The organism is Acinetobacter sp. YH12027 (assembly GCF_013420085.1).
Lineage (GTDB): Bacteria > Pseudomonadota > Gammaproteobacteria > Pseudomonadales > Moraxellaceae > Acinetobacter > Acinetobacter amyesii.
In genome coordinates, this window is the sequence record NZ_VOYW01000001.1 from 40,004 (window position 1) to 62,114 (window position 22,111).

21 protein-coding genes and 1 pseudogene are annotated in these 22,111 nt (G+C 41.4%); 11 read left to right on the forward strand and 11 right to left on the reverse strand.

Annotated features, from left to right (window positions below; all coding sequences use genetic code 11):
* Positions 1–391 precede the first annotated feature (391 nt).
* A complete protein-coding gene (locus tag FTT94_RS00175; protein ID WP_168378266.1) occupies positions 392–997 on the reverse strand; it encodes a LysE family translocator in 606 nt (201 codons plus the stop codon).
* 113 nt (positions 998–1,110) lie between these two features.
* Here FTT94_RS00175 and FTT94_RS00180 point away from each other — a divergent pair, with 113 nt between their 5' ends.
* Positions 1,111–1,605 carry an Lrp/AsnC family transcriptional regulator gene (locus tag FTT94_RS00180; protein ID WP_078190405.1) on the forward strand — a complete coding sequence of 165 codons (495 nt, stop codon included), beginning with the start codon at positions 1,111–1,113 and terminating at the stop codon, positions 1,603–1,605.
* 513 nt (positions 1,606–2,118) lie between these two features.
* Here FTT94_RS00180 and FTT94_RS00185 read toward each other — a convergent pair.
* The 7 genes from FTT94_RS00185 to FTT94_RS00215 all read right to left on the reverse strand — a co-directional run bounded on the left by FTT94_RS00185 (position 2,119) and on the right by FTT94_RS00215 (position 8,768).
* Entirely contained in the window at positions 2,119–2,490 is a 372-nt protein-coding gene (locus tag FTT94_RS00185) for a hypothetical protein (protein WP_218955965.1), read from the reverse strand.
* 279 nt (positions 2,491–2,769) lie between these two features.
* Complete coding sequence (locus FTT94_RS00190; protein ID WP_180170000.1) at positions 2,770–3,693, reverse strand: tyrosine recombinase XerC; 924 nt, start codon at positions 3,691–3,693, stop codon at positions 2,770–2,772.
* Positions 3,694–3,764: 71 nt separating this feature from the next.
* Positions 3,765–4,598 carry an enhanced serine sensitivity protein SseB C-terminal domain-containing protein gene (locus tag FTT94_RS00195; protein ID WP_180074155.1) on the reverse strand — a complete coding sequence of 278 codons (834 nt, stop codon included), beginning with the start codon at positions 4,596–4,598 and terminating at the stop codon, positions 3,765–3,767.
* Positions 4,599–4,682: 84 nt separating this feature from the next.
* Positions 4,683–5,528, reverse strand: a complete 846-nt coding sequence (dapF, locus tag FTT94_RS00200) for a diaminopimelate epimerase (protein ID WP_180026692.1) — start codon at positions 5,526–5,528, stop codon at positions 4,683–4,685.
* A 13-nt stretch (positions 5,529–5,541) separates the two neighbouring features.
* A complete protein-coding gene (gene lysA, locus FTT94_RS00205) occupies positions 5,542–6,786 on the reverse strand; it encodes a diaminopimelate decarboxylase (protein WP_180126393.1) in 1,245 nt (414 codons plus the stop codon).
* A gap of 24 nt (positions 6,787–6,810) precedes the next feature.
* On the reverse strand, positions 6,811–7,020 hold the full coding sequence (locus tag FTT94_RS00210) for a lipoprotein (protein ID WP_372491094.1): 210 nt from the start codon (positions 7,018–7,020) through the stop codon (positions 6,811–6,813).
* A gap of 344 nt (positions 7,021–7,364) precedes the next feature.
* Positions 7,365–8,768, reverse strand: coding sequence for an amino acid permease (locus FTT94_RS00215; RefSeq protein WP_078192075.1), 1,404 nt, complete (start codon positions 8,766–8,768; stop codon positions 7,365–7,367).
* A 332-nt stretch (positions 8,769–9,100) separates the two neighbouring features.
* On the opposite strand from FTT94_RS00215, the gene FTT94_RS00220 reads away from it, so the two are divergent.
* On the forward strand, positions 9,101–10,462 hold the full coding sequence (locus tag FTT94_RS00220) for a sodium:alanine symporter family protein (RefSeq protein WP_180109447.1): 1,362 nt from the start codon (positions 9,101–9,103) through the stop codon (positions 10,460–10,462).
* A 240-nt stretch (positions 10,463–10,702) separates the two neighbouring features.
* Here the strand turns inward: FTT94_RS00220 and FTT94_RS00225 are convergent.
* Positions 10,703–11,059: pseudogene (locus FTT94_RS00225) on the reverse strand (hypothetical protein); the annotation flags it as partial.
* A gap of 185 nt (positions 11,060–11,244) precedes the next feature.
* Between FTT94_RS00225 and radA the strand changes: the two are divergent.
* The 6 genes from radA (at position 11,245) to FTT94_RS00255 (ending at position 17,020) form a co-directional block, all read left to right on the forward strand.
* Positions 11,245–12,633 carry a DNA repair protein RadA gene (radA, locus tag FTT94_RS00230; RefSeq protein WP_180026689.1) on the forward strand — a complete coding sequence of 463 codons (1,389 nt, stop codon included), beginning with the start codon at positions 11,245–11,247 and terminating at the stop codon, positions 12,631–12,633.
* Positions 12,634–12,756: 123 nt separating this feature from the next.
* On the forward strand, positions 12,757–13,758 hold the full coding sequence (locus FTT94_RS00235; protein WP_180170001.1) for a Tim44 domain-containing protein: 1,002 nt from the start codon (positions 12,757–12,759) through the stop codon (positions 13,756–13,758).
* Positions 13,759–13,960: 202 nt separating this feature from the next.
* On the forward strand, positions 13,961–14,308 hold the full coding sequence (locus FTT94_RS00240; RefSeq protein ID WP_180170002.1) for a hypothetical protein: 348 nt from the start codon (positions 13,961–13,963) through the stop codon (positions 14,306–14,308).
* A gap of 1 nt (position 14,309) precedes the next feature.
* On the forward strand, positions 14,310–16,061 hold the full coding sequence (locus FTT94_RS00245) for a PepSY domain-containing protein (protein ID WP_180170003.1): 1,752 nt from the start codon (positions 14,310–14,312) through the stop codon (positions 16,059–16,061).
* Positions 16,058–16,396, forward strand: coding sequence for a DUF3325 domain-containing protein (locus tag FTT94_RS00250; protein WP_111883910.1), 339 nt, complete (start codon positions 16,058–16,060; stop codon positions 16,394–16,396). The genes FTT94_RS00245 and FTT94_RS00250 overlap by 4 nt, the downstream gene beginning before the upstream one ends.
* A gap of 102 nt (positions 16,397–16,498) precedes the next feature.
* On the forward strand, positions 16,499–17,020 hold the full coding sequence (locus FTT94_RS00255) for a tetratricopeptide repeat protein (protein WP_180170004.1): 522 nt from the start codon (positions 16,499–16,501) through the stop codon (positions 17,018–17,020).
* A gap of 55 nt (positions 17,021–17,075) precedes the next feature.
* On the opposite strand, the gene FTT94_RS00260 is transcribed toward FTT94_RS00255, so the two are convergent.
* Positions 17,076–17,600 carry a cysteine peptidase family C39 domain-containing protein gene (locus tag FTT94_RS00260; RefSeq protein WP_180049060.1) on the reverse strand — a complete coding sequence of 175 codons (525 nt, stop codon included), beginning with the start codon at positions 17,598–17,600 and terminating at the stop codon, positions 17,076–17,078.
* A gap of 65 nt (positions 17,601–17,665) precedes the next feature.
* The gene (locus tag FTT94_RS00265; RefSeq protein WP_180170005.1) at positions 17,666–18,613 is read right to left on the reverse strand and encodes a DUF4424 family protein; all 948 of its coding nucleotides are present in this window, start codon (positions 18,611–18,613) and stop codon (positions 17,666–17,668) included.
* Positions 18,614–18,884: 271 nt separating this feature from the next.
* On the opposite strand from FTT94_RS00265, the gene ahcY reads away from it, so the two are divergent.
* From ahcY to FTT94_RS00280, 3 genes are all read left to right on the forward strand, one after another.
* On the forward strand, positions 18,885–20,267 hold the full coding sequence (gene ahcY / locus FTT94_RS00270) for an adenosylhomocysteinase (RefSeq protein WP_180039608.1): 1,383 nt from the start codon (positions 18,885–18,887) through the stop codon (positions 20,265–20,267).
* A 231-nt stretch (positions 20,268–20,498) separates the two neighbouring features.
* Complete coding sequence (gene metF, locus FTT94_RS00275; RefSeq protein WP_168378282.1) at positions 20,499–21,335, forward strand: methylenetetrahydrofolate reductase [NAD(P)H]; 837 nt, start codon at positions 20,499–20,501, stop codon at positions 21,333–21,335.
* A gap of 32 nt (positions 21,336–21,367) precedes the next feature.
* A complete protein-coding gene (locus FTT94_RS00280) occupies positions 21,368–22,081 on the forward strand; it encodes a 16S rRNA (uracil(1498)-N(3))-methyltransferase (protein WP_180170006.1) in 714 nt (237 codons plus the stop codon).
* The last annotated feature ends 30 nt before the right edge of the window (positions 22,082–22,111 follow it).

The following is a 22,111-nucleotide window of genomic DNA, read 5'->3' on the forward strand; positions in this document are numbered from 1 at the left end:
AAAGCGTAATTTCCTTGAACTTATCGTTCACATTTTTTAAAGAATGCTTCAGTTATCCAAAAAAACGCATTATTCAGTTATTTTTTAAGCATTGATTTTTATTATTTTTTTACTTGATTTAGCTCATCAAAAGATCTGATTTAATATCAATTTTCGATCAATCTTTCTGAAATAGAGCTTTCCCTCTACACATTCGGCAACATATCTAAACTTGTCATTTAAGATAGAAGCATAATGAATTTAGCGCTAATTTCACTTTTCCGAAGCTAATTGGTGGGTTTTTCTCTCTTTCTTGTTCTTAATATGTGTCGATATTCAGCACATATAAAAAAACCTCCGCTTTCACGAAGGTTTTAGTTAAGGCATTTATTTCTATTTACATTTGCTGTTTTTAATTGGCAATTAACCATGTCGCAGCAAGAGCCAACAAACCACCTGATGTACCATCAACCCACTTTTGTTTGCGTTCATCAATTTCAGTTTTTTGTGTAATACGTGCAAAGACCACACTTAAACTACAATACACCACAAAAATCAGCCCAATAAAAATGAAGGACAAAATCAAACCTTGACTCACGGTATTCGCTGATTTATCGATAAATTGCGGCAAAATTGCAAAATATATCAACATTCCTTTCGGGTTCAGTAAAGCCGTAAAAAAGCCTTTTTTAATCGGGTTGGACGCTGACTTTTTCTCAATACTTAATTTTTTACTGCTAAATACTGAACGCAGCAAATGCGTTGCCAAATATAAAAGATAAGCAATCCCCAACCAGCGGATTGTTTCAAACAGTAGTGGAAATGACACGATAATCGCAGCAATACCCAATGCCACTAAAATCGAGTGAACCAAGTAACCTGAACACACCCCCACTGTTGCCATCATGCCTGCTTTTGCATCCTTACCCATCACTTGTGACAGGATAAAAAGCATATCGGGTCCTGGTGTGAAAATAAGGGGAATCACCGTTAAGGCAAACAAAGCAAATACAGACATTTCAATTTTCCCTTTCTATGTCCTGAAAGTAAAATTAGTATGTTTGAATCACTTTAAAATAGGATATCAAATATTCTATAATAGATATTATTTTTAGAATTATATTCTATTTTATGAAGACATCTTCTAAGTCAATTCTAGTTAAACTAGATCGTATTGATAAAAATATCATTCGCGCACTTCAAAATAATGGTCGTATGCAAAATAATGACTTAGCCAAGGAAATCGGACTCTCGCCTTCTTCTTGTTTACGTCGGGTCAAATTACTCGAAGAAGCAGGTGTGATTCAGAATTACACCACCGTGGTCGATCCACAAAAGATTGGCTTTCAATTGATTTTATTCTCTCGTATTTGGTTGACTGGGCAAGATGCTGAAACCATCGATACTTTTATCGAAGCGATGAAAGAACTTCCTCAAGTCATGGAGTGCTACATTATTTTGGGTGAGTGCGATGCAATGCTCAAAGTTGTAGTTCCTGACCTAGAAAGTTACCGTAAATTTCAGTCTACTCACTTAACCAAGAAAAATGGCATCACTAGTGTAAAGACTGATTTACCTAGCCAAATCATCAAACAAAGCTTCCAGTTACCGTTAGAAGATTTGTAACCAAACAATTGATCTGCCAACGAGTAACTCAATCATTAGAAACGACGAGGCTGATACTACAAGCTTGGCAATGTAGTGACGCAGTTATTCACAGCCTCGAATGCAAATACCTAGCTATGCGGTATTTCATTATATTTTAAGCAAAGAAAAATAATAATTTGCGGCACATTTGCAGCAATTAAATGGGAAATATCTAGGAGGTCTTTGAGCTCAATTGCTCAAGTAGGAAAACCATTGATTGGATTGACAGGCTCTCGCTATCAAAATTAAACGAATTGAATTACTGAACAGCGAAATGGGTTTGCATTTAAAGATTTTGTTTAGCATCATAAGTTTTGCAATGACGTCCACGTACTTATCTCAAATGTTCATTTGAAAGCTTAAAACCAAACGAGGTAGACACTTTAACGCTCTACTCACAAGCATCACAACATGCCATGGTGCGGGTGATATAAGGGCTAAACATCCAAAACCAATGAAGATAGCCCATGAGTTGTTTATTTGACCAATGGTTTAGGCTGGCTGATTTTCCAAAAAGTCACGATGGATGTGGCTTAGGTCAATAAGTTCATATTGTGCCAAATCAAAAATACGCCAAATGGTGAGGACATTTTCTTTACTGTCAAATTTCGCAGTTGCTTTATTGGTAAGCTGCCATTGTTTATCCGAAATCCAAATAAAGTATTGTCCCGTCGCCGCATTAAACGCCTGAACTTTACCATCGGCATTAATCCCTTGTAGCTGCGCACCTTCAGGCAATACAGCTTCTACTTCAGGCAAACTGATTTCGACAAAGTGTTTGATTTGGCGTAAGCCGTATCCTGCAAAAATTTCTTTTTGCTGACCATTTAACTGGTCATATTTTTCTTGAATATCTGAAATCATGGTATGGCCTATATATTTTTAACGGTACAGCAATTTAGTAAATGGCGAATTTCACTTCAGCACTTACGTCAATTCAATAATGGACAATTTTTATACCCGATAATTTGAATTTTTATAATGCGACAATAGTTCAAAATGTCGGTCAATTTTACCAATATTTTTTCACATCCTTATTTAACTTTTATGAAGCAGACCACTTTAGGATGCAAAATGTGAAATCTAGCCTATAAATTTAAGCAATATTTAGACCACTACGAGCCAAAGTCGTATTTGCAATTGTTACGAATCTTTATGCTGCGCCCGTGGATGGGCCTGATCATAAACTTGTGCCAATCGATCAAAATCCACATGGGTATAAATTTGCGTGGTGGTTAAATTACTATGCCCCAACATTTCTTGTACAGCACGCAAGTCACCGCTATTGGACAACATATGACTGGCGAAGCAATGACGCAATAAGTGCGGATGTAAATCAACATTTACACCTGCACGTCGAGCTTGAAATTTAACTCGATTTTCTATTTGTCTTACCCCCAGTGGATTACCTTTTTGAGTGATAAAAACTTGGGCTTCTGGGACAAAATCACCATGCCATGCAGGATATAATTGCAACCAATGCATCACAGCCTCTTTGGCTTTAGAACCAAAAGGTACAATGCGCGTTTTATTCCCTTTACCCGTAATACGTAACAGTTGGCGATTAAAATCAATATCTCGAATGGTTAAGCCCTGCACTTCAGCCAAACGTAAACCACTTGAATATAGCAGCTCCAAAATCGCTTTATCACGTATCCAAAGCTGCCGTTGAGTTTCACTTTCTGGCTCAGGCTGTTCCATGATTTGTTTAATGGTTTCAATATCGACCAATCCAGGTAAAGGACGTGATTGGCGTTTGAGCTGAAAATCATCTGCAGGATTAAAATTGAGATAATTTCCTTGTTCTGCCCATTTCATAAATTGGCGTATCGAAGATAACATGCGCTGTAAACTACTTGGACTGAGCTGAAACTGTTCCACTTTATAAGCAACAAATTCACGCAGATCTGACTTTTCAACATCATGCAATGGCAAGTTGCGTATTGTACAAAATTGGAGAAAATCACTGACATCACGCTCATACGCTTGCAATGTATGTTTAGACTGATTTTGAATTTCACGTTCCTTCAACCACATAGTCAGTAGTTGACTCTGATCCATCGTCATCTGTCTTCTCCCATTTCAACATGTGCTTTAGCGTTGCAGTACGTTCACTAAAGCGATTTTACATATCTATTTTATGAAAAGAGTCTAGCAAAGAACCCCTTAGGCTTACCATCAACACGTTGGTAAAAAGCTTGCGTTTCATTAAGCAAATACCCTTCTACACCATCCACACTGTGCGTATTGACATGGATTAAATCCACTGGGCATTGCTCTTTTAAACTATCCTGTGTGATACGACCAATTTTACTGTGCAATTCTTGAATTTGTTGTTCAGATAATCCTGCTTCTAAATCTAATCCGATCAACAAAGTCGGTGAATCATCTCGAGCTTGATTCAGCATTTGCGCTAAATAAGCAGCTTTTACCACACGCTCTGTGCCGAAAAAAATGCTTAATTGATCAATCATAAACTGCGGATATTCCGCCGGCTGACCAATTAAAACTTCCGTATCTTCCGTAACTTCATAGTTTTCTGAGGGCTGAATATACTGCCCGTTCAGCAAATGTTGAATTTCTTCTGGTACAAAGTCCTTCGTCGCATCAGGTGATTGTGGATTCAATACAAGCCTTGCTCCTAAGGTCATTTCAAATAATGCCTTGGTTGGTAGCCGGATATACGACTCCTCTTCAGATATTGCTAAACGCATTTTTTCCAAGGACGTAAAAAATGGAATGACGCAATCATATGTTTCATCTTCCCATGATTTCAATTGAATACGGTCGCCTTCATCCAAGATCAAATCTTCGGCAATACGTGAATCACGTCCCCCTGTTGTTCCCACACAATACACATTGGCTGCCAATAACTGAGCTAAAAATTCGGGTCGATACGCGGGTTCATGTAAGGCTTTATGAAAAAGTTGTTCTAAGATTTCTTCTTTTATTTCTTCGTTTATTTGTTCCATGTTGATTCCAATCCAATTGAATTATAATTTTTTATTCACTTTTTATTTTATGAAAAAAGCCCTGAATGAATCAGGGCTTTGATTTTAACCTTGGAAGTAACTTAAATCTAAGCGTCCTTCGTAAACTGTTGCAGTTGGTCCAGTCATCCAAACCACACCACCTTCTTGCCACTCAATTTGCAGCTTACCACCTGCCAACTCTATTTCGACCGAATTGGCTAATAAACCACGACGCATACCTGATACTGCCGCTGCACAAGCACCTGTACCACAGGCCATAGTTTCACCGACACCACGTTCAAATACACGTAAGCGTGCATGTTTCTCGTCCACAATTTGCATAAAACCTGCATTTACACGCTGTGGAAAACGCTCATGCGATTCGACTTGTGGACCAATTTTAGCAACGTCTGCGGTAATAACATCAGGAACGATCGTCACTGCATGCGGATTACCCATACTCACCACATCAATGGTGAGCTGTTCATTATTCGCCAATGCAATGTCGTATAAGTTTTCAGGCTCTTCCGCAATAAATGGAATTTCATGCGGCAAAAAGCGTGGATAACCCATATTGACGCGCACCCAACCATTTACACCTAATTCAGGCTCTACGATACCTGACTTGGTTTGTACTTTGATTTTGGTTTTGCTGGTCAACTTACGTTCATGCACAAAGCGCGCAAAACAACGTACGCCATTTCCGCATTGTTCAACTTCCGAACCATCTGCATTAAAAATACGATATTTAAAATCGACATTAGGCAAATCAGGTGGCTCTACAATCAAAAGCTGATCAAAACCAATACCAAAATGACGGTCAGCCAAACGCTGAATCGTCACTGTATCTAAATAAGCCCGTTGGCTAATTAGATCGACCACCATAAAGTCATTGCCAAGGCCATGCATTTTGGTAAATTCTAATAACATCTCGAATTTCTCCTTAAGGCAATAAACGTTCACGTTCCCATAAGGATTCGATGGTTTCACGCTCACGAATCAAATGAGACTGATCACCGTCAACCATCACTTCAGCAGCACGTCCGCGGCTGTTGTAGTTTGAGCTCATGACAAAACCATAAGCACCCGCACCCAATACTGCAAGCACATCATTTTCTTGAATCGCCAACTGACGTTGCTTTCCGAGGAAATCGCCGGTTTCACAAATCGCACCAACAACATCCCAGTCTTTCTTTTCTGTATCAGTACGAGGCGTTACTTCCTGAATATCCATCCATGCTTCATATAAAGCGGGACGGATTAAGTCGTTCATAGCAGCATCAATAATGGCAAAATTACGATGATTGGTCGGTTTGAGTAAATCAACTTTGGTTAACAACACACCTGCATTTGCAGAAATACTACGCCCCGGCTCCATATATACCTTAAGGCCTAATTTTTCTAAAGCCGGACGCATTGCCTGAGCATATTCTTCAACAGTTGGCGGAACTTCGTCTTTGTAAGTCACGCCTAAACCACCACCAATATCGATGTGTTTTAGATGAATACCCATCTCTTTCAGTTGATTGATCATTACAATGACACGATCAAGTGCATCAACAAAAGGCTGAGTTTCAGTCAACTGTGAGCCGATATGACAATCAATCCCGATAATCTCAAGATTTGGCAATGATGCCGCATAAGCATAAGTTTCAAAAACACTGTCTGAAGGAATGCCGAATTTATTTTCTTTTAAACCCGTAGAGATATAAGGATGGGTTTTAGCATCCACATCTGGATTTACACGCAATGAAATCGGTGCTTTCTTACCCATTGCCGCAGCAACTTTTTGGATTCGATCTAGCTCTGCATGAGATTCAACGTTAAAACATGCAATACCCACGTCCAATGCTTTTTGGATATCGGCTTCAGTTTTACCCAAACCTGAGAATACAATTTTAGAAGCTTCACCACCGGCTTTTAACACACGTGCGAGTTCACCACCCGTCACGATATCAAAACCAGCGCCCTGCTTGGCAAGTACGTTTAACACCGCAAGATTAGAGTTTGACTTTACCGCAAAACAAATTTGATGGTCGATAAAGCTAAATGCACGATCCATATCTGAATAATGCTTTTCAAAAGTAGCTTTTGAATAAACATAAAGCGGTGTGCCATATTGCTGTGCAAGCTGTTGTAAAGAACATTGCTCTGCATGCAATACCCCATTCGTACGGGTGAAACTCATGAAAGTATCCTTTCTATAAAAGCATTAAGGTGTAGGGTTAGAATTTGAAGATTCCGATTCAGTTGCAACAGGAGCCGCTTGTTTTTCCTGCTTTTGCTGTGCAGGCGTATCTGGATAAATCAGATATTTTGCGCGCTTATCTGCATTTGCATCTGAAGGTAAATGCAATGCACCAGACTGACCACAAGCGGTCAGCAGCACAGCACTTGCTAATACAATAATTTTATAATTCATAAAACGATACATAAACGTACCTAATGAAAAGATTTTTCCGAGTATAACGTGATCAACCCGCGGATAAAAGAAAAGCCCTGTAATTCCAAGTGAGCTTTTTGCCATTCTGCACTAAATTTAAGCAAAATTTGATGGTGCTGTTTTCAATCCTTATTTGTCTTTATTTCTAGCTCGATCAGGCTATTGATTTCACTGAAATAGCATATCAATTTGAATGCTGTTTAATACAAATCGAAACGCTAATAAACAGTCTGTTTTAACTTAAAATAAGTCCATATCCAAATAAAAAAGCTGCCCCCTCAGGAGCAGCTTTTTATGTTTTTACATCAGATTAAAAATGTAAATTAATGGTGCTTTTTCTTATAAAAACCGAAATAGCCAATAATCAATATGATGAACCAAATCGGGCTCACCATGAGCGCTTTCATGGTATCTGCTTCTAGCGACAAGACATAAATCATGCCGATAAAGAAGATAATCACGAGCCAACAGGTATATAAACCACCCGGTAGTTTAAAGGTTGATTTCGCATGCAACTCAGGACGAGTTTTATAGTAAACGATATAACTCCAGATAATCATGAGCCATACGCAGATAAATAAAATCGTCGACAGTGTAGTTGCTAAAGTGAAGGCTTCAACCGTGTTCGGTACGAAATACTGTAATGCCGCACCCAACAGTAAACAAACTGCCGAGAAATACAACGCATTTGCCGGAACTGCACGTGAGTTTAGACGGCCAAACGCTTTTGGACCTTGCTCTTCACGAGATAAACCAAACAACATACGTGAAGTCGAGAACACACCACTATTCATCGATGACATAACTGATGACAACACAACCAAGTTCATAATAATCGCAGCAGCAGCAATACCGGCTTGGCTAAACAAGTTCACGAATGGTGAAATGCTTGGGTCAATGGCATTCCATGGCGTAACGGACATCACAATCACAAGTGCCAGCACATAGAAAATAATGATACGAATCGGAATCGAGTTCACAGCTTTAGGCAAGTTGTGTTCTGGATCTTTGGTTTCTGCTGCCGTAGTACCCACGAGTTCTACGCCGACAAAGGCAAAAATGGCGATTTGGAAACCTGCCAAGAAGCCAGTTACTCCTGTTGGGAATAGACCACCATGTGACCATAAATGTGTGAATGATGCGATTTCACCTGTCGATGAGGTAAAACCGGTAAAGATCATCCAAAGACCGACACCAATGAGCACCACGATTGCAATAATCTTAATCAGTGCAAACCAAAACTCTAATTCACCAAAAAGTTTAACCGTAACAAGGTTTAAACCCATGATAAAAACAATGGCGGCAACACTGATCATCACCCCTTCTTCGGGCGAGAACGGGTTACCTCCATTAAAGAATTGCAGGTAATAAATGATGGCCGATAAATCAGCAATCCCTATAGTGATCCAGCACAGCCAATAGGTCCAACCCACAAAATAACCTGCCCACGGGCCGATTAAGTCGGTTGCAAAATCGATAAAAGATTTATATTCAAGATTTGATAGTAATAACTCGCCTAATGCACGCATGACGAGGAAAACCATAAAACCAATAATCATATAGATAATAAGGATGGACGGACCAGCTAAACTGATGGTCTTTCCTGACCCCATAAATAAACCTGTACCAATCGCACCACCAATCGCAATCAATTGCAGGTGTCGGTTGGACAAGCTTCGTTTCAAATCGCCGCTATCAGCGTGCGATCCATGAATTTCATTTGACATTATTTAATTCAACTTCGCGTTCCAATTGCGACAAATTAACGTAAAAATTTCAGAAAATACAAAATTATTTTTCATCATCTATATTTTCGGATTAAGTGACAAAGTTAATTTATTTTTCTTATATATAAAAATCTTAGCGCCAGTTCACATTTTAAAGCGACCAATAAAACAACAATTTACTTGTAATAACTTAAATTTTATGCAAAAAATATTTTACCAACGATAAAAATTTATGCCAAAAATCATGGAAGTTTCTAACAATGGCATATCAATTGCTACAGATATCAAAAATGTAGCATTCACTCACTCAGGGCCGATAAGAAGAAGATACTATGCAAGAAATTCAAAATATCATGGAAACACTCAGTGGATGGGTCTGGGGCCCATACATGTTGGTCCTCATTGTTGGAACAGGTGTATTCCTCACCTTCCGACTGCTTTTCTGGCAATTTCGCATGTTGCCTTTCGCATTCAAACAAGTCTTTGGCAAGCATCCTAAAGCAGATCAACATGATGGCGATATTTCACATTTTGCCTCACTCATGACCGCACTTTCAGCCACCATTGGTACAGGTAATATTGCCGGTGTAGCCACCGCTTGTGTGCTCGGTGGTCCGGGCGCAGTGTTTTGGATGTGGATAACCGCGCTCTTTGGTATGGCAACCAAATATGGTGAAGGTGTACTCGCTGTAAAGTTTCGTCATAAAAATGAAAATGGCGAAATGAACGGTGGTCCGATGTATTACATCGAACGTGGACTTGGGCCTAAGTGGAAATGGTTGGCAGTGGTATTTGCCCTATTTGGTACTTTGGCATCCTTTGGTATTGGTAGCTCAGTACAGTCCAATACTGTCGCGCTTGCTGTGCAAAACAGCTTAGGGATCAACACACTCACCACTGCAATCGTTATCACCATATTCTCTGCACTCGTTATTTTAGGCGGCATCAAATCCATTTCTAAAGCCTCTTCATTTATTGTTCCAATTATGGCGGTAGGTTATGTATTGGGTGGCTTAATCATTATTTTCACCAACCTTGAATTGGTGATCCCTGCACTAAAAATGATCTTTAGCTATGCATTTACGGGCGAAGCTGCTGCGGGTGGTGCGATTGGTGCTGCGATTCGTTATGGTGTGGCACGTGGTGTATTCTCTAATGAAGCAGGTATGGGCTCAGCACCCATTGCCGCTGCGGCTGCAAAAACTGACCACCCAGCACGTCAAGGTCTTGTCTCTATGACAGGTACGTTCTTAGACACCATCATTGTTTGCTCTATTACAGGTATCGTACTTGTGATGGGCTTCATCATGGCGGGACAAAGCTTTGGTGATCAAACCGGTGCAGTTTTGACGATTAGTGTTTTTGACAAACTACTTCCGGGCTTCGGTGGTTGGGTCGTAACTTTCGGTATTATTTTCTTCGCTTATTCAACCATTCTGGGTTGGAGCTATTATGGTGAAAAATGCTGTACATACCTCTTAGGTGAAAAGTCAGTACTGATTTATCGCTTAATTTACATCGCATCAGTCTTTGTCGGCTGTGTCGTAACACTCGATCTCGTTTGGTTATTTGCCGATACCTTTAATGGTTTGATGGCTGCACCAAACTGTATTGCACTGTTATTGCTCTCAGGCATCATTGTGAAAGAATCAAAAGATTTTATTGAACGTCGTAAATCAGGTGAATTGTACTAATCCCCTGCTAAACAAAAAGCCACGTGAATTCACGTGGCTTTTTTATTCGGACTGAAAATCAATATTTACTTATTGAATCGTACCAATTTGACCATCATCAAATTTGTCGTTTTTCGTGTTGCTTTCATTGGCTGCTTCATCTTTTAGATCTGCTTCAGCATCTTCAATAAAGCCTTCACCAAATTGGTCACCAAACTCATTTTCAGCATATTCAGAATCTACAGCACTGGCTTCCATCAAATCGGCTTCGATTTCTAGGGCAATTTCCAAGGATAAAGAAAAGAACAATACCCCCTGAATTTTCATATTCCCTTGCTCATCTTCAAGGTATTCACTGAGGGTTTTATATGCAGGACTGCTTTCATCGAAAGGCACGTCGAGGTATAAGTCACCTGTATAGCTATCGATCAAAGACTCACCTTCTAGCCCCATACAAGGGAAATAGTCGATATTTTGCAGGTCAAACCAGTGCATAACATCATTACGCACCGTATTTTTTTCAGGATGTTGATGATCATATTCTTCAAAATGCACAAATAACACATCACGATTTTTTTCACGTGCGATGGCATCGATATGTCGTAATAGTTCAGTCATGTGGTGACCCATTTCAAAAAATATAATGCGCTATTATAAAGTGCTTACTATATAAAAGTGCAGCTATTGAAAATAAAACGACATCAATTGACCTTCAACAGTCATTTCATGCGATAAAAACTTGGTTTTTCGATGTATTCACCGCTATGCTGTGACTCAATTTGAGTTTGTGCACAGTAAATATTATGGCGAAAGCAAAAAGTGTCTATCGATGTGAACAATGTGGTGCTGATCATCCCAAATGGGCCGGTCAATGTACCGAATGTGGTGAATGGAATTCATTAGTCGAAGTCAGTATTGCACCCGCTGTTACACACCGTGCGCAGCCTAAAATGGGCGGTGGCTATGCAGGTCAAGCAGCTGCTGTGACTACCTTAAATCAAGTTTCCGTTTCGCATGAAACTCGAATGGCAACAGGTATTGGTGAATTTGACCGTGTGCTCGGTGGTGGACTGGTCACAGGTTCAGTTGTGTTGATTGGTGGTGACCCCGGCATTGGTAAATCCACTATTTTGCTACAAACCGCAACCTATATGGCGGCGAGTAAAAGTTCTGCCTTATATGTCACTGGTGAGGAATCTTTGTCTCAGGTGGCGCTACGTGCCCAGCGCCTAGATTTGCCGACCGATCAACTCAAAGTCATGGCCGAAACCTGTGTCGAGCGTATTTGTGAAGTATTGGCACATGAACGCCCTGCCGTTGCCATTTTAGATTCGATCCAAACTCTATACACCGAGACACTCCAGTCTGCGCCGGGCGGTGTTTCCCAAATTCGTGAATCGGCTGCACTCCTGACTCGCTTTGCCAAAAATAGTGGCACTGCACTGTTTATTGTCGGTCACGTAACGAAAGAAGGTTCTTTGGCAGGCCCTCGCGTGCTTGAGCACATGGTCGATTGTGTTTTGTATTTTGAAGGTCAGTCTGACTCGCGCTTCCGTATGATTCGGGCGGTGAAAAACCGTTTTGGTGCGGTCAACGAGCTTGGTGTATTTGGCATGACAGATAAAGGACTGCGCGAGGTATCAAACCCATCCGCTATTTTCCTGAGTCGTTATGATGAAGCCATTCCGGGTTCCATTGTCATGATTAGCCGTGAAGGTACACGTCCACTTTTAGTTGAAGTTCAGGCTTTGGTAGATGATGCGCACGGACAACCTCGACGCGTGGCCTTAGGTTTAGAACAAAACCGTTTAAACATGCTTTTAGCCGTTATGCACCGTCATGGTGGCGTACAAACCGCTGGACAAGATGTCTATGTCAATGTCGTCGGTGGTTTAAAAATCACTGAAACCGGTTCTGACCTTGCGGTACTTTTAGCCTGCGCCTCTAGCTTAAGAGCTAAAGCCCTGCCACAGCATTTGGCAGTATTTGGTGAAGTCGGCCTTTCAGGCGAAATCCGCCCTGTACCCAATGGACAGGAACGACTCAAAGAAGCCATTAAGCATGGGTTTAAAACCATTATTTTACCGCGTGGGAATGCACCGCAAAAACCGATTTCAGGTGTAGAAATTATTTCTGTCGCACGTTTACATGAGGCGTTGAGTCAGGCAATTACACTGACCGATGAGTCTTAGTTACGTGGAATCGTTTATTTTGAATGAATTTTCAATTTTTTACCGATGTTCTATTGAAATTCAGTACAAATGCCGGCATAACTAGATGGCTATTTTAACTTTATATAGATATAGGAAAATTTGATGGAAGTTCGACAGCGTGGTTTGATGACTGCTCTTTTAACAGCAGCCCTTTTGGTAGCGCCGATTGCAGAAGCGAAACGTGCCGGTGGTGGTAAAAGCCATGGTATGAGCCGTCAAGCTGCTCCAACTCAGTCTTATCAGCAACCTCGTCAATCTGCTCCTGTTCAACAGCCTGCAACTGCTGGCGCTCCAGCAAAATCTGGCTCGAATGTGGGCGGAATGGTTGCTGCTGGTGTGGCTGGTGCTGCAATTGGTGCAGTCGCTGCAAATGCGATGGCCGATGACAACAATGGTCAAGCAGCTTCTGAAGCGCAAGCTCAACAACAGGAAGAGAAAGCTGGTATTCCAGGCTGGATCTGGATTTTACTTGCCGCTGCTGTTGCCTTCTTCATTTTCCGTAAGATGGGCGCAAAAAAAAAACTAGCCGCTAACAATCCGTATGCGCCAAACAGCGGTGCAAACAATGCACCGTTTGGCCAACAAAATGCTGCACCTCGTGCAGGCAATGACAATACGAATATTTTTGGTAATTCTGTAGGCGGTAATTCTACAGCTTCAAATGCTCCATTTGGTGCAGCTGCAGCAACGAACGCGCCTTTTGGTGCTGCCTATACCAACAGCGGCAATCAATTGCCTGATGGTACTGAACCAGCAACATTCTTACGTGTTGCACGTCAGCGTTTTAACCACATTCAATCGATGAATACTGCAAGCAACATTTCTGAAATTCAGCGTTACTTAACGCCTGACCTTTACCAGTCTATGTATAACGACATTATGGCGAATAAAGATGAAGACGTTGCTGAGTTTTCTAACTTAAATGCTATGGTGGTCGATTCTGCGAACGAAAATGGTCAATACGTTGTAAGTGTGCGTTTTACAGGTACGGTAAGTGAAGACTTAAATAGCCTGCCACAGCCATTTGCTGAAGTATGGCATTTTGTTAAACCTGCGGGTTCTAATCAAGACTGGTTAGTTGCAGGCATTCAACAAGAGCAATAATGTAGACACATAAGCATTCTTGCATTCTAAAATAGCGACTTCGGTCGCTATTTTTTCGCCTTTAATTCCCCTCTTTTTAAATCAATTTCTACTCAGCATGCTGAAAAATCAATAATTTTGTGAATACATTATTCTAATTATTAATAATAATTGTTATCATTTAGATTAACTTTAATACAATTTCCAAGCGCTTAAGTATTTTATGAATAGCTCACCACCTGAGGCACTCGTGACACCCCTCACATCTGCGCTGCCTAAAACGCGTAAAGACACTCCTTCTCTATTGACCTATCGCTTGATGATTTTCTATCGCTTTGCCCTCGCTTTAGTGGGCGGATATGTTGTCGCAATGCTATCTGCCATCGTGATCGCAGATGTGTTTAGCGAAGACCGTGGAAGTGCAGCCATGAGTGCAACTTTAATTGCATTTATCCTGTGGAGCTGTGCATTTATTTGGGTCTTTATAGTGAATAAAACCCTCAAAGCAACTTTAGGCATTGTGATCCCTGCGGTGTGTTTGTATGCCATTTACATGATGATGGGAAGCTAAAATGCGTGTTGATGCAAAAGTAGAGGGACCGCGCCAGTCCATGTCTTGGCTGCATACATGGGCTAGCCTAATCTTAGGTTGGTTGCTGTATGCTATTTTCCTGACCGGAACCCTAAGCTTCTTTAAAAATGAAATCAATGTTTGGATGACACCTGAGCTGCATCAATCCGTTCCAGCCAGTTCACAAGTCCAACAAACTCAAGTCGCACTGAATTATTTACAGCAAAATCATCCAAATGCAGGTGCTTGGAATATTTTACTGCCGAATACGCGTCAAAATGCCACATTAATTACCGTTCGTGAACAAGGTGAAGACCCTCGCGCACGCCGTGGTGGTAAACAAATCTACATTGATAGTGCTACAGGTGAAGTGCTTGAGCCGCGCGATACGCGTGGTGGTAATTTTCTCTATCGTTTCCATTTCGAACTGTATGGTATGCCACGTATGTGGACGCGATGGTTTGTCGGGATAGCGACACTGTTGATGTTAGTTGCCATCATTAGTGGTGTGATTACTCATAAAAAAATCTTTAAAGATTTCTTTACCTTCCGTTCAGGTAAAGGACAACGTTCTTGGCTCGATGCACATAATGCAACCGCAGTATTTGCGCTTCCCTTCCACATCATGATCACCTTTAGTGGCCTGTTGCTGCTGTTATTTACAATCATGCCTTGGGGGATTGAGCGTATTTATGAAAACCGTGGACAATTTTTACAAGAACAAAATCGTGCCCTAGTTCAAGATAATAAACCTGAAGGACGTGAATCTGCCCAAGGACGCGAAGAACGTGGCGAACGCCCACAGCAAGCCCGTGCCAATTCTGCACAAAACCAAGGCGAAAATCGTGCTGAGGGCCGTGGTGAAGGTCGAGGAGATCGTCGCTCTAAACGTGAAGAGCAACCTATCGTTGCTGCGCCGTTGACCAACTTAGCGCCGATCGTGACTGCGGTTCAGACTGAATGGAAAACCAATCCTATTAGTACCGTTAGCATCATTGCACCGAATACAGACCAAGCTAAAATTGAACTACGTGCCTTACATGGTGAAAGTGTCGCGTATCGAAATGTCTATGCAAGCAAACAATTTGATGGCGTAACAGGCAAAGACTTAACTGACGAAAGTGCCAAGTTAAAGCACCCTTCTGTACCGATGGGTATTTACAATGTAGTCACTACGCTACATGAAGCACGCGGTGTAGATTTAGCACTACGTTGGCTGCTGTTTATTTCAGGGATTGTAGGCACCCTGATGGTCGCTACAGGTCTCATTCTGTGGTGTGTAAAACGTGCGCCGCAACAGCAAAAACAAGGCTTTAAATCATTTGGCTACCGCACGGTTGAAGTGACCAATGTTGCAGCGATTATTGGTTTACCCATTGCCTGCGCAGCATTTTTCTATGCCAACCGTTTTATTCCCGCACAGCTTGAAAACCGTTCGGAATTAGAAATTCGTAGTTTCTTTATTGTTTGGCTACTGACGCTCGTTTATGCGATTTTCCGTACGCACCGTCAAGCGTGGCTAGAACTTTTAGCTTTTGCCACAGCAATTTTTGCCTTACTGCCGATTGTAAACTTCATGACTGGTGGTCAACCGCTTTGGAATACCATGGTAAATGGCCAATGGATGATTGCATCCTTTGATCTTGCAATGTGGCTCTTGGCTATCTTGTTTGCCTATTCATTTTACAAAGTGAAAAAGCATAAAGGGCTGCCTGTTAAAAAAGCGCGTGGCAAGAAGGAGGTTGAAGCATGATGTTCTTTCTCCTGATTTGGGCACTGAGTAGCTTAGGTTTTTTTGCCTTGGCAAGCAGCATGTCTAAACATCAAAAGCAGTTCTACAGCAAAGAGTTAAGTGTGGGCCAAACACGGTTAGCCACGTTAGTCGGCTGGGCGCTATTGATTATTGCCTTGATAATTTGCCTCTCACTTGGCACGCCGAGCAATAACATCAGTTATTGGTTTGGCGCGCTGACCATTGCGGCTTTATTTGTCGGGCTATGTATTAGTTATATCGCTGAATATTTTTGGAAAATTATCGGTGCATTAGTTGTCATATTTGTATTGTCTGCAGTGTTATTGAAATTTTAATTCTTTAGACAAGCTTCTCTAAACATTGAAAGCCAATCTTCGGATTGGCTTTTTTCATGCCAACCGATTAGGCTATGCCTATTCTGCTCTTTTGGATTACACATGTCTGAACTTTCGATCTCTCCTGCTTTATATAACCGTGCCATGGCAGGCAATAAAGATGCTCAATTTGAACTGGCTGAAATTTATATGCAAAGTGAAAATGATGAGCATGTTGAACTTGCAGAAGAATGGGCACTCAAAGCAGCTCAGTTAGGTCATGTAGAAGCAATGTATTGGCTGGGTGAAGGCTATGCAGTCTATGCCAAAGACATGCTCGAAGAAGATCCTGAAGAATCTAAAACCTATTTTGAACATGCGCATCGCTGGTTAGAACAAGCAGCAAAACATGACCATCCTGCTGCAATTTTAGAATTGGCCAATTTTTACCGTCGCGGCGATGTGGTGGAAAAAGATATCACTAAATCTATTGAACTGGTTGAACAATCTGCAAAATTAGGTGAAGTTCAAGCCATGCGTGACTTAGCCTTTATTTATGCCAATGGCTTAGGCATCGACGCCGATGAAGAAAAAGCAGATTTTTGGAATGAAAAAGCCAATGTGGCCGAACAGCCCAAAGCTTAAATCACAAAGAAAAAGGCCCATCTCATGATGGGCTTTTTGCTTTTAACAAAATGGCTCAGCTCGCCACATAATCATTTACATCCACAATAATGACTTGTCGGCAAATGCCTTCCGCACCACGCTGCTGTTCAAATACGTCTGCTGGCATGGCATCAAAGCTGTCAAAGAAACTGATCTCTGTCTCATCAATGTCATACACCAAGGAATGATTCCCCACTCCGTCTAGGGTGTCGTAATAGACAATCACAAACTGATTTTGTTCAAAAGCCTGCTGAATTTGTGCATAGCCAATTGCAGGCAATATAGGCAGTTCCAATTGGTCAGCTTCCGCATAGCTGCGTTTTTCACTGTCTTGCAGCTCAGGATCATGCTCTGTGTAAAACTTTACTTGGAAGCCAAACTTCTTTAACCCAACGGCTAAACCAATGGTTGTTGTGCCATGGTCAGCTTCATAAGCGCAAACTTCGATGAGTTGCTGAATGTCTGCATCTATACCTAAGTGCTGCAGCAGCATCCACACCGCATAAATGCCCCCGTTGGCTTCTAAATTTGCCAACTCATCAGGTATTTCCATCGACATATATCAAAACTCAAAATTGCTTATGGACGATGATAAACAAATCGCAGCAGTTTTGCCTGCAAGTTTTAATCCAGACCTGATTTCACATGCACAAAAATAATGTCCAAATCTTGTTTGGGCACAAAATTCTTTTCAACCATTTGAAACTGCGTAGCGCTGATTTTCTTCACTTTACCTGCCCAGCAAAAAGAAACCAACTCTCCTGCATCACGCTCGATAGTCAGTTTAAAATCTTGAATAGGCTTTGCCCAATTGGCACCAGTTTTTAAGATATAGCCCAGCGCTTGAAATGGTGCATGCTGTGATTTAGCCTTTCTGAGTCCTGCCTTAAAGTTTTGATCCATACAATAACTTTTATTATATTCATCAGGATATAAAGCCACAGACCCACCCACTAGCGGTGCATATTGATGCTGTACACGTGTGAGCGCATTGGCTTTAAACGTTTGCTTCCAGCTATAAATCACCTGAGATGACCATGAAATTTCTTCACTCAAATCTTTGGGCAATACTTTTTGCAGCGCTGCATTTTTACAGTTTCTAAGCTTTGCCTCAAAAGTTTTATATTCAACATCTTGCCTGCTCCACGGATTCAGCATGTCTTTTTCCGTAAATCCGCATTGCTTAAAACTCTCAGTCATATCAATCGGCGCTGTTTTCTCATCTTTTTGAATAAAAGTGCGTACGTGCATTTCAGGCTGAATCGTTTTTCCATTCACCTGAACTTTAAAACTTTTGAGCAGCTTTTCTGTATTGGCAAAATCAGTTTCAAAGAAGTTTTCAACTTTTGGCAGCGGAAATAAGACCGTTTCAGTCACATCTTTATTGCTTAAATTTTTGAACTGGTAATCGACCTTGATGATTTTTTTACTAATAAACAGGTCTTCACTGAACATTTGAATATCTTTATTTTTCAGGTATTGCACACCGCCTGTTGCCACATAGCCTGTTGAATCATTGGATACGGCAAGCACTGGCCAAAACATCAATAAAGCCATTAAGGGTTTAATCATTCTTCTTATACTCCCAAGCGATTTATTAAATTTAAATACTCACAGCGTAATTTTATAGATCAAGAAATCTATAAGTCAGATATTAACCAATTTCAGATTGGAACAAAACGTAATTCCAAGTACAATACTGCCCTAGTCGAGGGATGCTGCGACTTTCTTATAGGCACTAAATATAAGATCGCTAGGCTCGACGATTCGGTTGGACACTCGTTCCAATCAACAACGGCATCCGCGAACTGAATGATCAATTGTTTTTATTAAGGAGATCGTGATGAACGCGGTTAATGCTTCATTTACAGATTACAAAGTTGCCGATATTTCACTAGCTGACTACGGCCGTAAAGAAATCAAACTCGCAGAAGCAGAAATGCCAGCCCTAATGGGTCTTCGCAAACGCTATGCAGCGGCTAAACCGCTTGCTGGCGCGAAAATCCTTGGCTGTATCCACATGACTATTCAAACTGCAGTTTTAATTGAAACTCTAGTTGAATTAGGTGCAGAAGTTCGCTGGACTTCATGCAACATCTTCTCTACTCAAGACCACGCTGCTGCTGCAATCGCTGCTGCAGGTATTCCTGTATTTGCTTGGAAAGGCGAAACTGAAGAAGAATACATGTGGTGTCTTGAACAGCAAATCAATGTGAACGGTACACCTTGGGATGCCAACATGATTCTGGACGATGGCGGTGACTTAACTGCACTTGTTCACGAAAAATATCCTGAAGTGATTGCTAAAATCCACGGTATTACAGAAGAAACCACTACAGGTGTTCAACGTCTTTACGAAATGCACCGCGACGGTACTTTAAAAGTTCCAGCGATTAACGTAAATGACTCTGTCACTAAGTCTAAAAACGACAACAAATACGGCTGCCGTCACTCACTTAACGATGCAATCAAACGTGGTACAGATATGCTTTTATCTGGTCGTCGTGCGCTTGTAATCGGTTATGGTGACGTAGGTAAAGGTTCTGCTCAATCACTTCGTCAAGAAGGCATGATTGTACGTGTCACTGAAGTTGACCCTATCTGTGCAATGCAAGCATGCATGGACGGTTTCGAAGTTGTTGCTCCGTATAAAAATGGCATTCAAACGGGTAAGAAAGAAGACATCAACCTTGATCTTCTTCAAAATACTGACTTGATCGTAACAACAACTGGTAACTACCACGTATGTGACGCTGCAATGCTTGATTCATTAAAAGCTGGCGCTGTAGTTTGTAACATCGGTCATTTCGATACTGAAATCGACACAAATTACTTACGTGGTTACAAGTGGGTTGAAGTGAAGCCACAAGTTCACCAAGTGTATCGTACAGAAAATGAAAACGATTACTTAATCCTTCTTTCTGAAGGCCGTTTGGTGAACCTTGGTAATGCAACCGGTCACCCTTCACGTATTATGGATGGTTCTTTTGCCAACCAAGTATTGGGTCAAATGCACCTATTCGCTGAAAAATTTGCTGATCTTCCTGAAGATCAAAAACAAGCTGCGATCCGCGTAGAACTTATTCCTAAGAAATTAGACGAAGAAGTTGCTGCTGCAATGGTTGCAGGTTTCGGTGGCGTATTAACGACTTTGACTCAAGAACAAGCGGATTACCTCGGTGTTCAAGTTGAAGGCCCGTTCAAAGCTGAGGCTTATAAATACTAAGTTTTATAAATACCTCTCCCTAACCCTCTCCTGAGCGTGCTTCAAGCACTGCTTTGAAGCTCAGCGCAAGAGAGGGAACTCTTCATTGTGAAAGCAAATTTGTTGTTAACTCCAAATAACTATTACTTTCATAATGGAAGTCCCTTCTCTTGCGCCATATATGGCTCAGGGAGAAGGTTAGGATGAGGGGATTTTTTTAAATAAAAGTATTTATAAAAAAAGGATTTGAACATGTCAAAACAGATTCCTATTTCCTTTGAGTTCTTTCCGACCAAAACTGATGCGGGCGCGGAAAAACTTAAAGTTGTACACCAAGAACTACAATTATTAAATCCTGAATTTTTCTCTGTAACATACGGCGCAGGCGGTTCTACCCGTGAACGTACTTTGTCTACATTGAATGATTTCAATGGTAAAGGCACGCCTGTTGCTCCTCACCTTTCTTGTATTGGTGACAGCAAAGAACGTATTGCTGAATTGCTGGATTTGTATAAATCGCAAGGCATTGACCGTATTGTTGCGCTGCGCGGTGACTTGCCCTCTGGTCAGGTGGGCTTAGGCGAATTGCCTTATGCAACAGATCTTGTGCGTTTCATCCGTGAACATACAGGTGATCACTTCAAAATTGAAGTGGCGGCTTATCCTGAAATGCATCCGCAAGCAGACAGCTTTGATCTCGACATCAAACGTTTCTGCGATAAAGCCAATGCAGGCGCTAATGCAGCACTCACACAATTCTTCTTTAATCCAGATGCCTATTTCTACTTTGTAGAGCGCATTCAAAAAGAAGGCGTGAACATTCCTGTCGCTCCAGGCATTATGCCGATTACCAATGCAAGCAATTTAATTCGTTTTGCTGATGGTACAGGTGCAGAAATTCCTCGCTGGATTCGCAAACAGCTTGCGACTTATGGCGACGATACAGCGTCAATCAAAGCCTTTGGTCATGAAGTGATTGTGAAACTTTGCGAACGCCTGATTGCTGGTGGTGCGCCAAGCCTGCACTTCTACACCATGAATACCACTGACCCTACACGTCAACTTGTGAAAGACCTCGGTCTTGCATAAGACATTTCGACCTTTTTGAGAGTAAAACTTTAATGCCACGTTTTTATATTGAAGCTGATTTAACTGTTGATACGACTGTTGAATTAACGGAAACAGTGTTTCATCACTGGGTAAAAGTTTTACGTGCTCAAGTGGGCGAAACTGCCACTTTGTTCAATGGGCAAGGTGGCGAATACCATGTTGAATTGGTTGAAGTCGCTAAAAAGTCGGCTGCCGTCCAAGTTCTGCAATTCAATCCAAGCAATCGCACACCACATTTTACAGCACTATTGGGTCAAGTGATGAGCAAAGGCGACCGCATGGATTATGCAATTCAAAAAGCGGTGGAACTCGGTGTTTCTGAAATTCAACTACTCACATCCGAACGTTGTGAAATGCGTTTGAAGTACGATCGTGATCAAAAGAAACTCGACCATTGGCAAAGCATTGCTATTGCTGCATGTGAACAATGTGGTCTCAACATTGTCCCTAAAGTACTTGCGCCCCTTTCCCTTGAAAAATGGTTGGAGAGTAATCTACCGACAACCAAGTTGGTACTCGCACCCAATAAAGATGAAGTTGATGTATTAGCAGATGCTGACCCGCACTTTACCTTACTGATTGGCCCTGAAGGTGGCTTGAGCGAAGCCGAGATCAGCGCAGCAAATGAGAAAGGTTTTGTGAACTGGTGTATCGGTGAACGTGTCCTTCGCACAGAAACTGCACCTGTAGTTGCACTTTCAATTTTAAATTATAAATTTATTTAATTTTTACTCGATGGTTCATCTGAAAGCATC

Excerpts from the sequence above, each read along its gene's own strand:
- FTT94_RS00260 (WP_180049060.1), bottom strand. The coding sequence starts at position 17,600 with ATGTCGATGGAAATACCTGATGAGTTGGCAAATTTAGAAGCCAACGGG.
- FTT94_RS00235 (WP_180170001.1), top strand. The coding sequence starts at position 12,757 with ATGGAAGTTCGACAGCGTGGTTTGATGACTGCTCTTTTAACAGCAGCC.
- FTT94_RS00220 (WP_180109447.1), top strand. The coding sequence starts at position 9,101 with ATGCAAGAAATTCAAAATATCATGGAAACACTCAGTGGATGGGTCTGG.
- FTT94_RS00210 (WP_372491094.1), bottom strand. The coding sequence starts at position 7,020 with ATGAATTATAAAATTATTGTATTAGCAAGTGCTGTGCTGCTGACCGCT.
- FTT94_RS00180 (WP_078190405.1), top strand. The coding sequence starts at position 1,111 with ATGAAGACATCTTCTAAGTCAATTCTAGTTAAACTAGATCGTATTGAT.
- FTT94_RS00195 (WP_180074155.1), bottom strand. The coding sequence starts at position 4,598 with ATGGAACAAATAAACGAAGAAATAAAAGAAGAAATCTTAGAACAACTT.
- FTT94_RS00245 (WP_180170003.1), top strand. The coding sequence starts at position 14,310 with ATGCGTGTTGATGCAAAAGTAGAGGGACCGCGCCAGTCCATGTCTTGG.
- FTT94_RS00240 (WP_180170002.1), top strand. The coding sequence starts at position 13,961 with ATGAATAGCTCACCACCTGAGGCACTCGTGACACCCCTCACATCTGCG.
- FTT94_RS00255 (WP_180170004.1), top strand. The coding sequence starts at position 16,499 with ATGTCTGAACTTTCGATCTCTCCTGCTTTATATAACCGTGCCATGGCA.
- FTT94_RS00190 (WP_180170000.1), bottom strand. The coding sequence starts at position 3,693 with ATGACGATGGATCAGAGTCAACTACTGACTATGTGGTTGAAGGAACGT.
- lysA (WP_180126393.1), bottom strand. The coding sequence starts at position 6,786 with ATGAGTTTCACCCGTACGAATGGGGTATTGCATGCAGAGCAATGTTCT.
- radA (WP_180026689.1), top strand. The coding sequence starts at position 11,245 with ATGGCGAAAGCAAAAAGTGTCTATCGATGTGAACAATGTGGTGCTGAT.
- FTT94_RS00215 (WP_078192075.1), bottom strand. The coding sequence starts at position 8,768 with ATGTCAAATGAAATTCATGGATCGCACGCTGATAGCGGCGATTTGAAA.
- FTT94_RS00250 (WP_111883910.1), top strand. The coding sequence starts at position 16,058 with ATGATGTTCTTTCTCCTGATTTGGGCACTGAGTAGCTTAGGTTTTTTT.
- FTT94_RS00280 (WP_180170006.1), top strand. The coding sequence starts at position 21,368 with ATGCCACGTTTTTATATTGAAGCTGATTTAACTGTTGATACGACTGTT.
- FTT94_RS00175 (WP_168378266.1), bottom strand. The coding sequence starts at position 997 with ATGTCTGTATTTGCTTTGTTTGCCTTAACGGTGATTCCCCTTATTTTC.
- ahcY (WP_180039608.1), top strand. The coding sequence starts at position 18,885 with ATGAACGCGGTTAATGCTTCATTTACAGATTACAAAGTTGCCGATATT.
- dapF (WP_180026692.1), bottom strand. The coding sequence starts at position 5,528 with ATGTTATTAGAATTTACCAAAATGCATGGCCTTGGCAATGACTTTATG.
- metF (WP_168378282.1), top strand. The coding sequence starts at position 20,499 with ATGTCAAAACAGATTCCTATTTCCTTTGAGTTCTTTCCGACCAAAACT.
- FTT94_RS00265 (WP_180170005.1), bottom strand. The coding sequence starts at position 18,613 with ATGATTAAACCCTTAATGGCTTTATTGATGTTTTGGCCAGTGCTTGCC.
- FTT94_RS00185 (WP_218955965.1), bottom strand. The coding sequence starts at position 2,490 with ATGATTTCAGATATTCAAGAAAAATATGACCAGTTAAATGGTCAGCAA.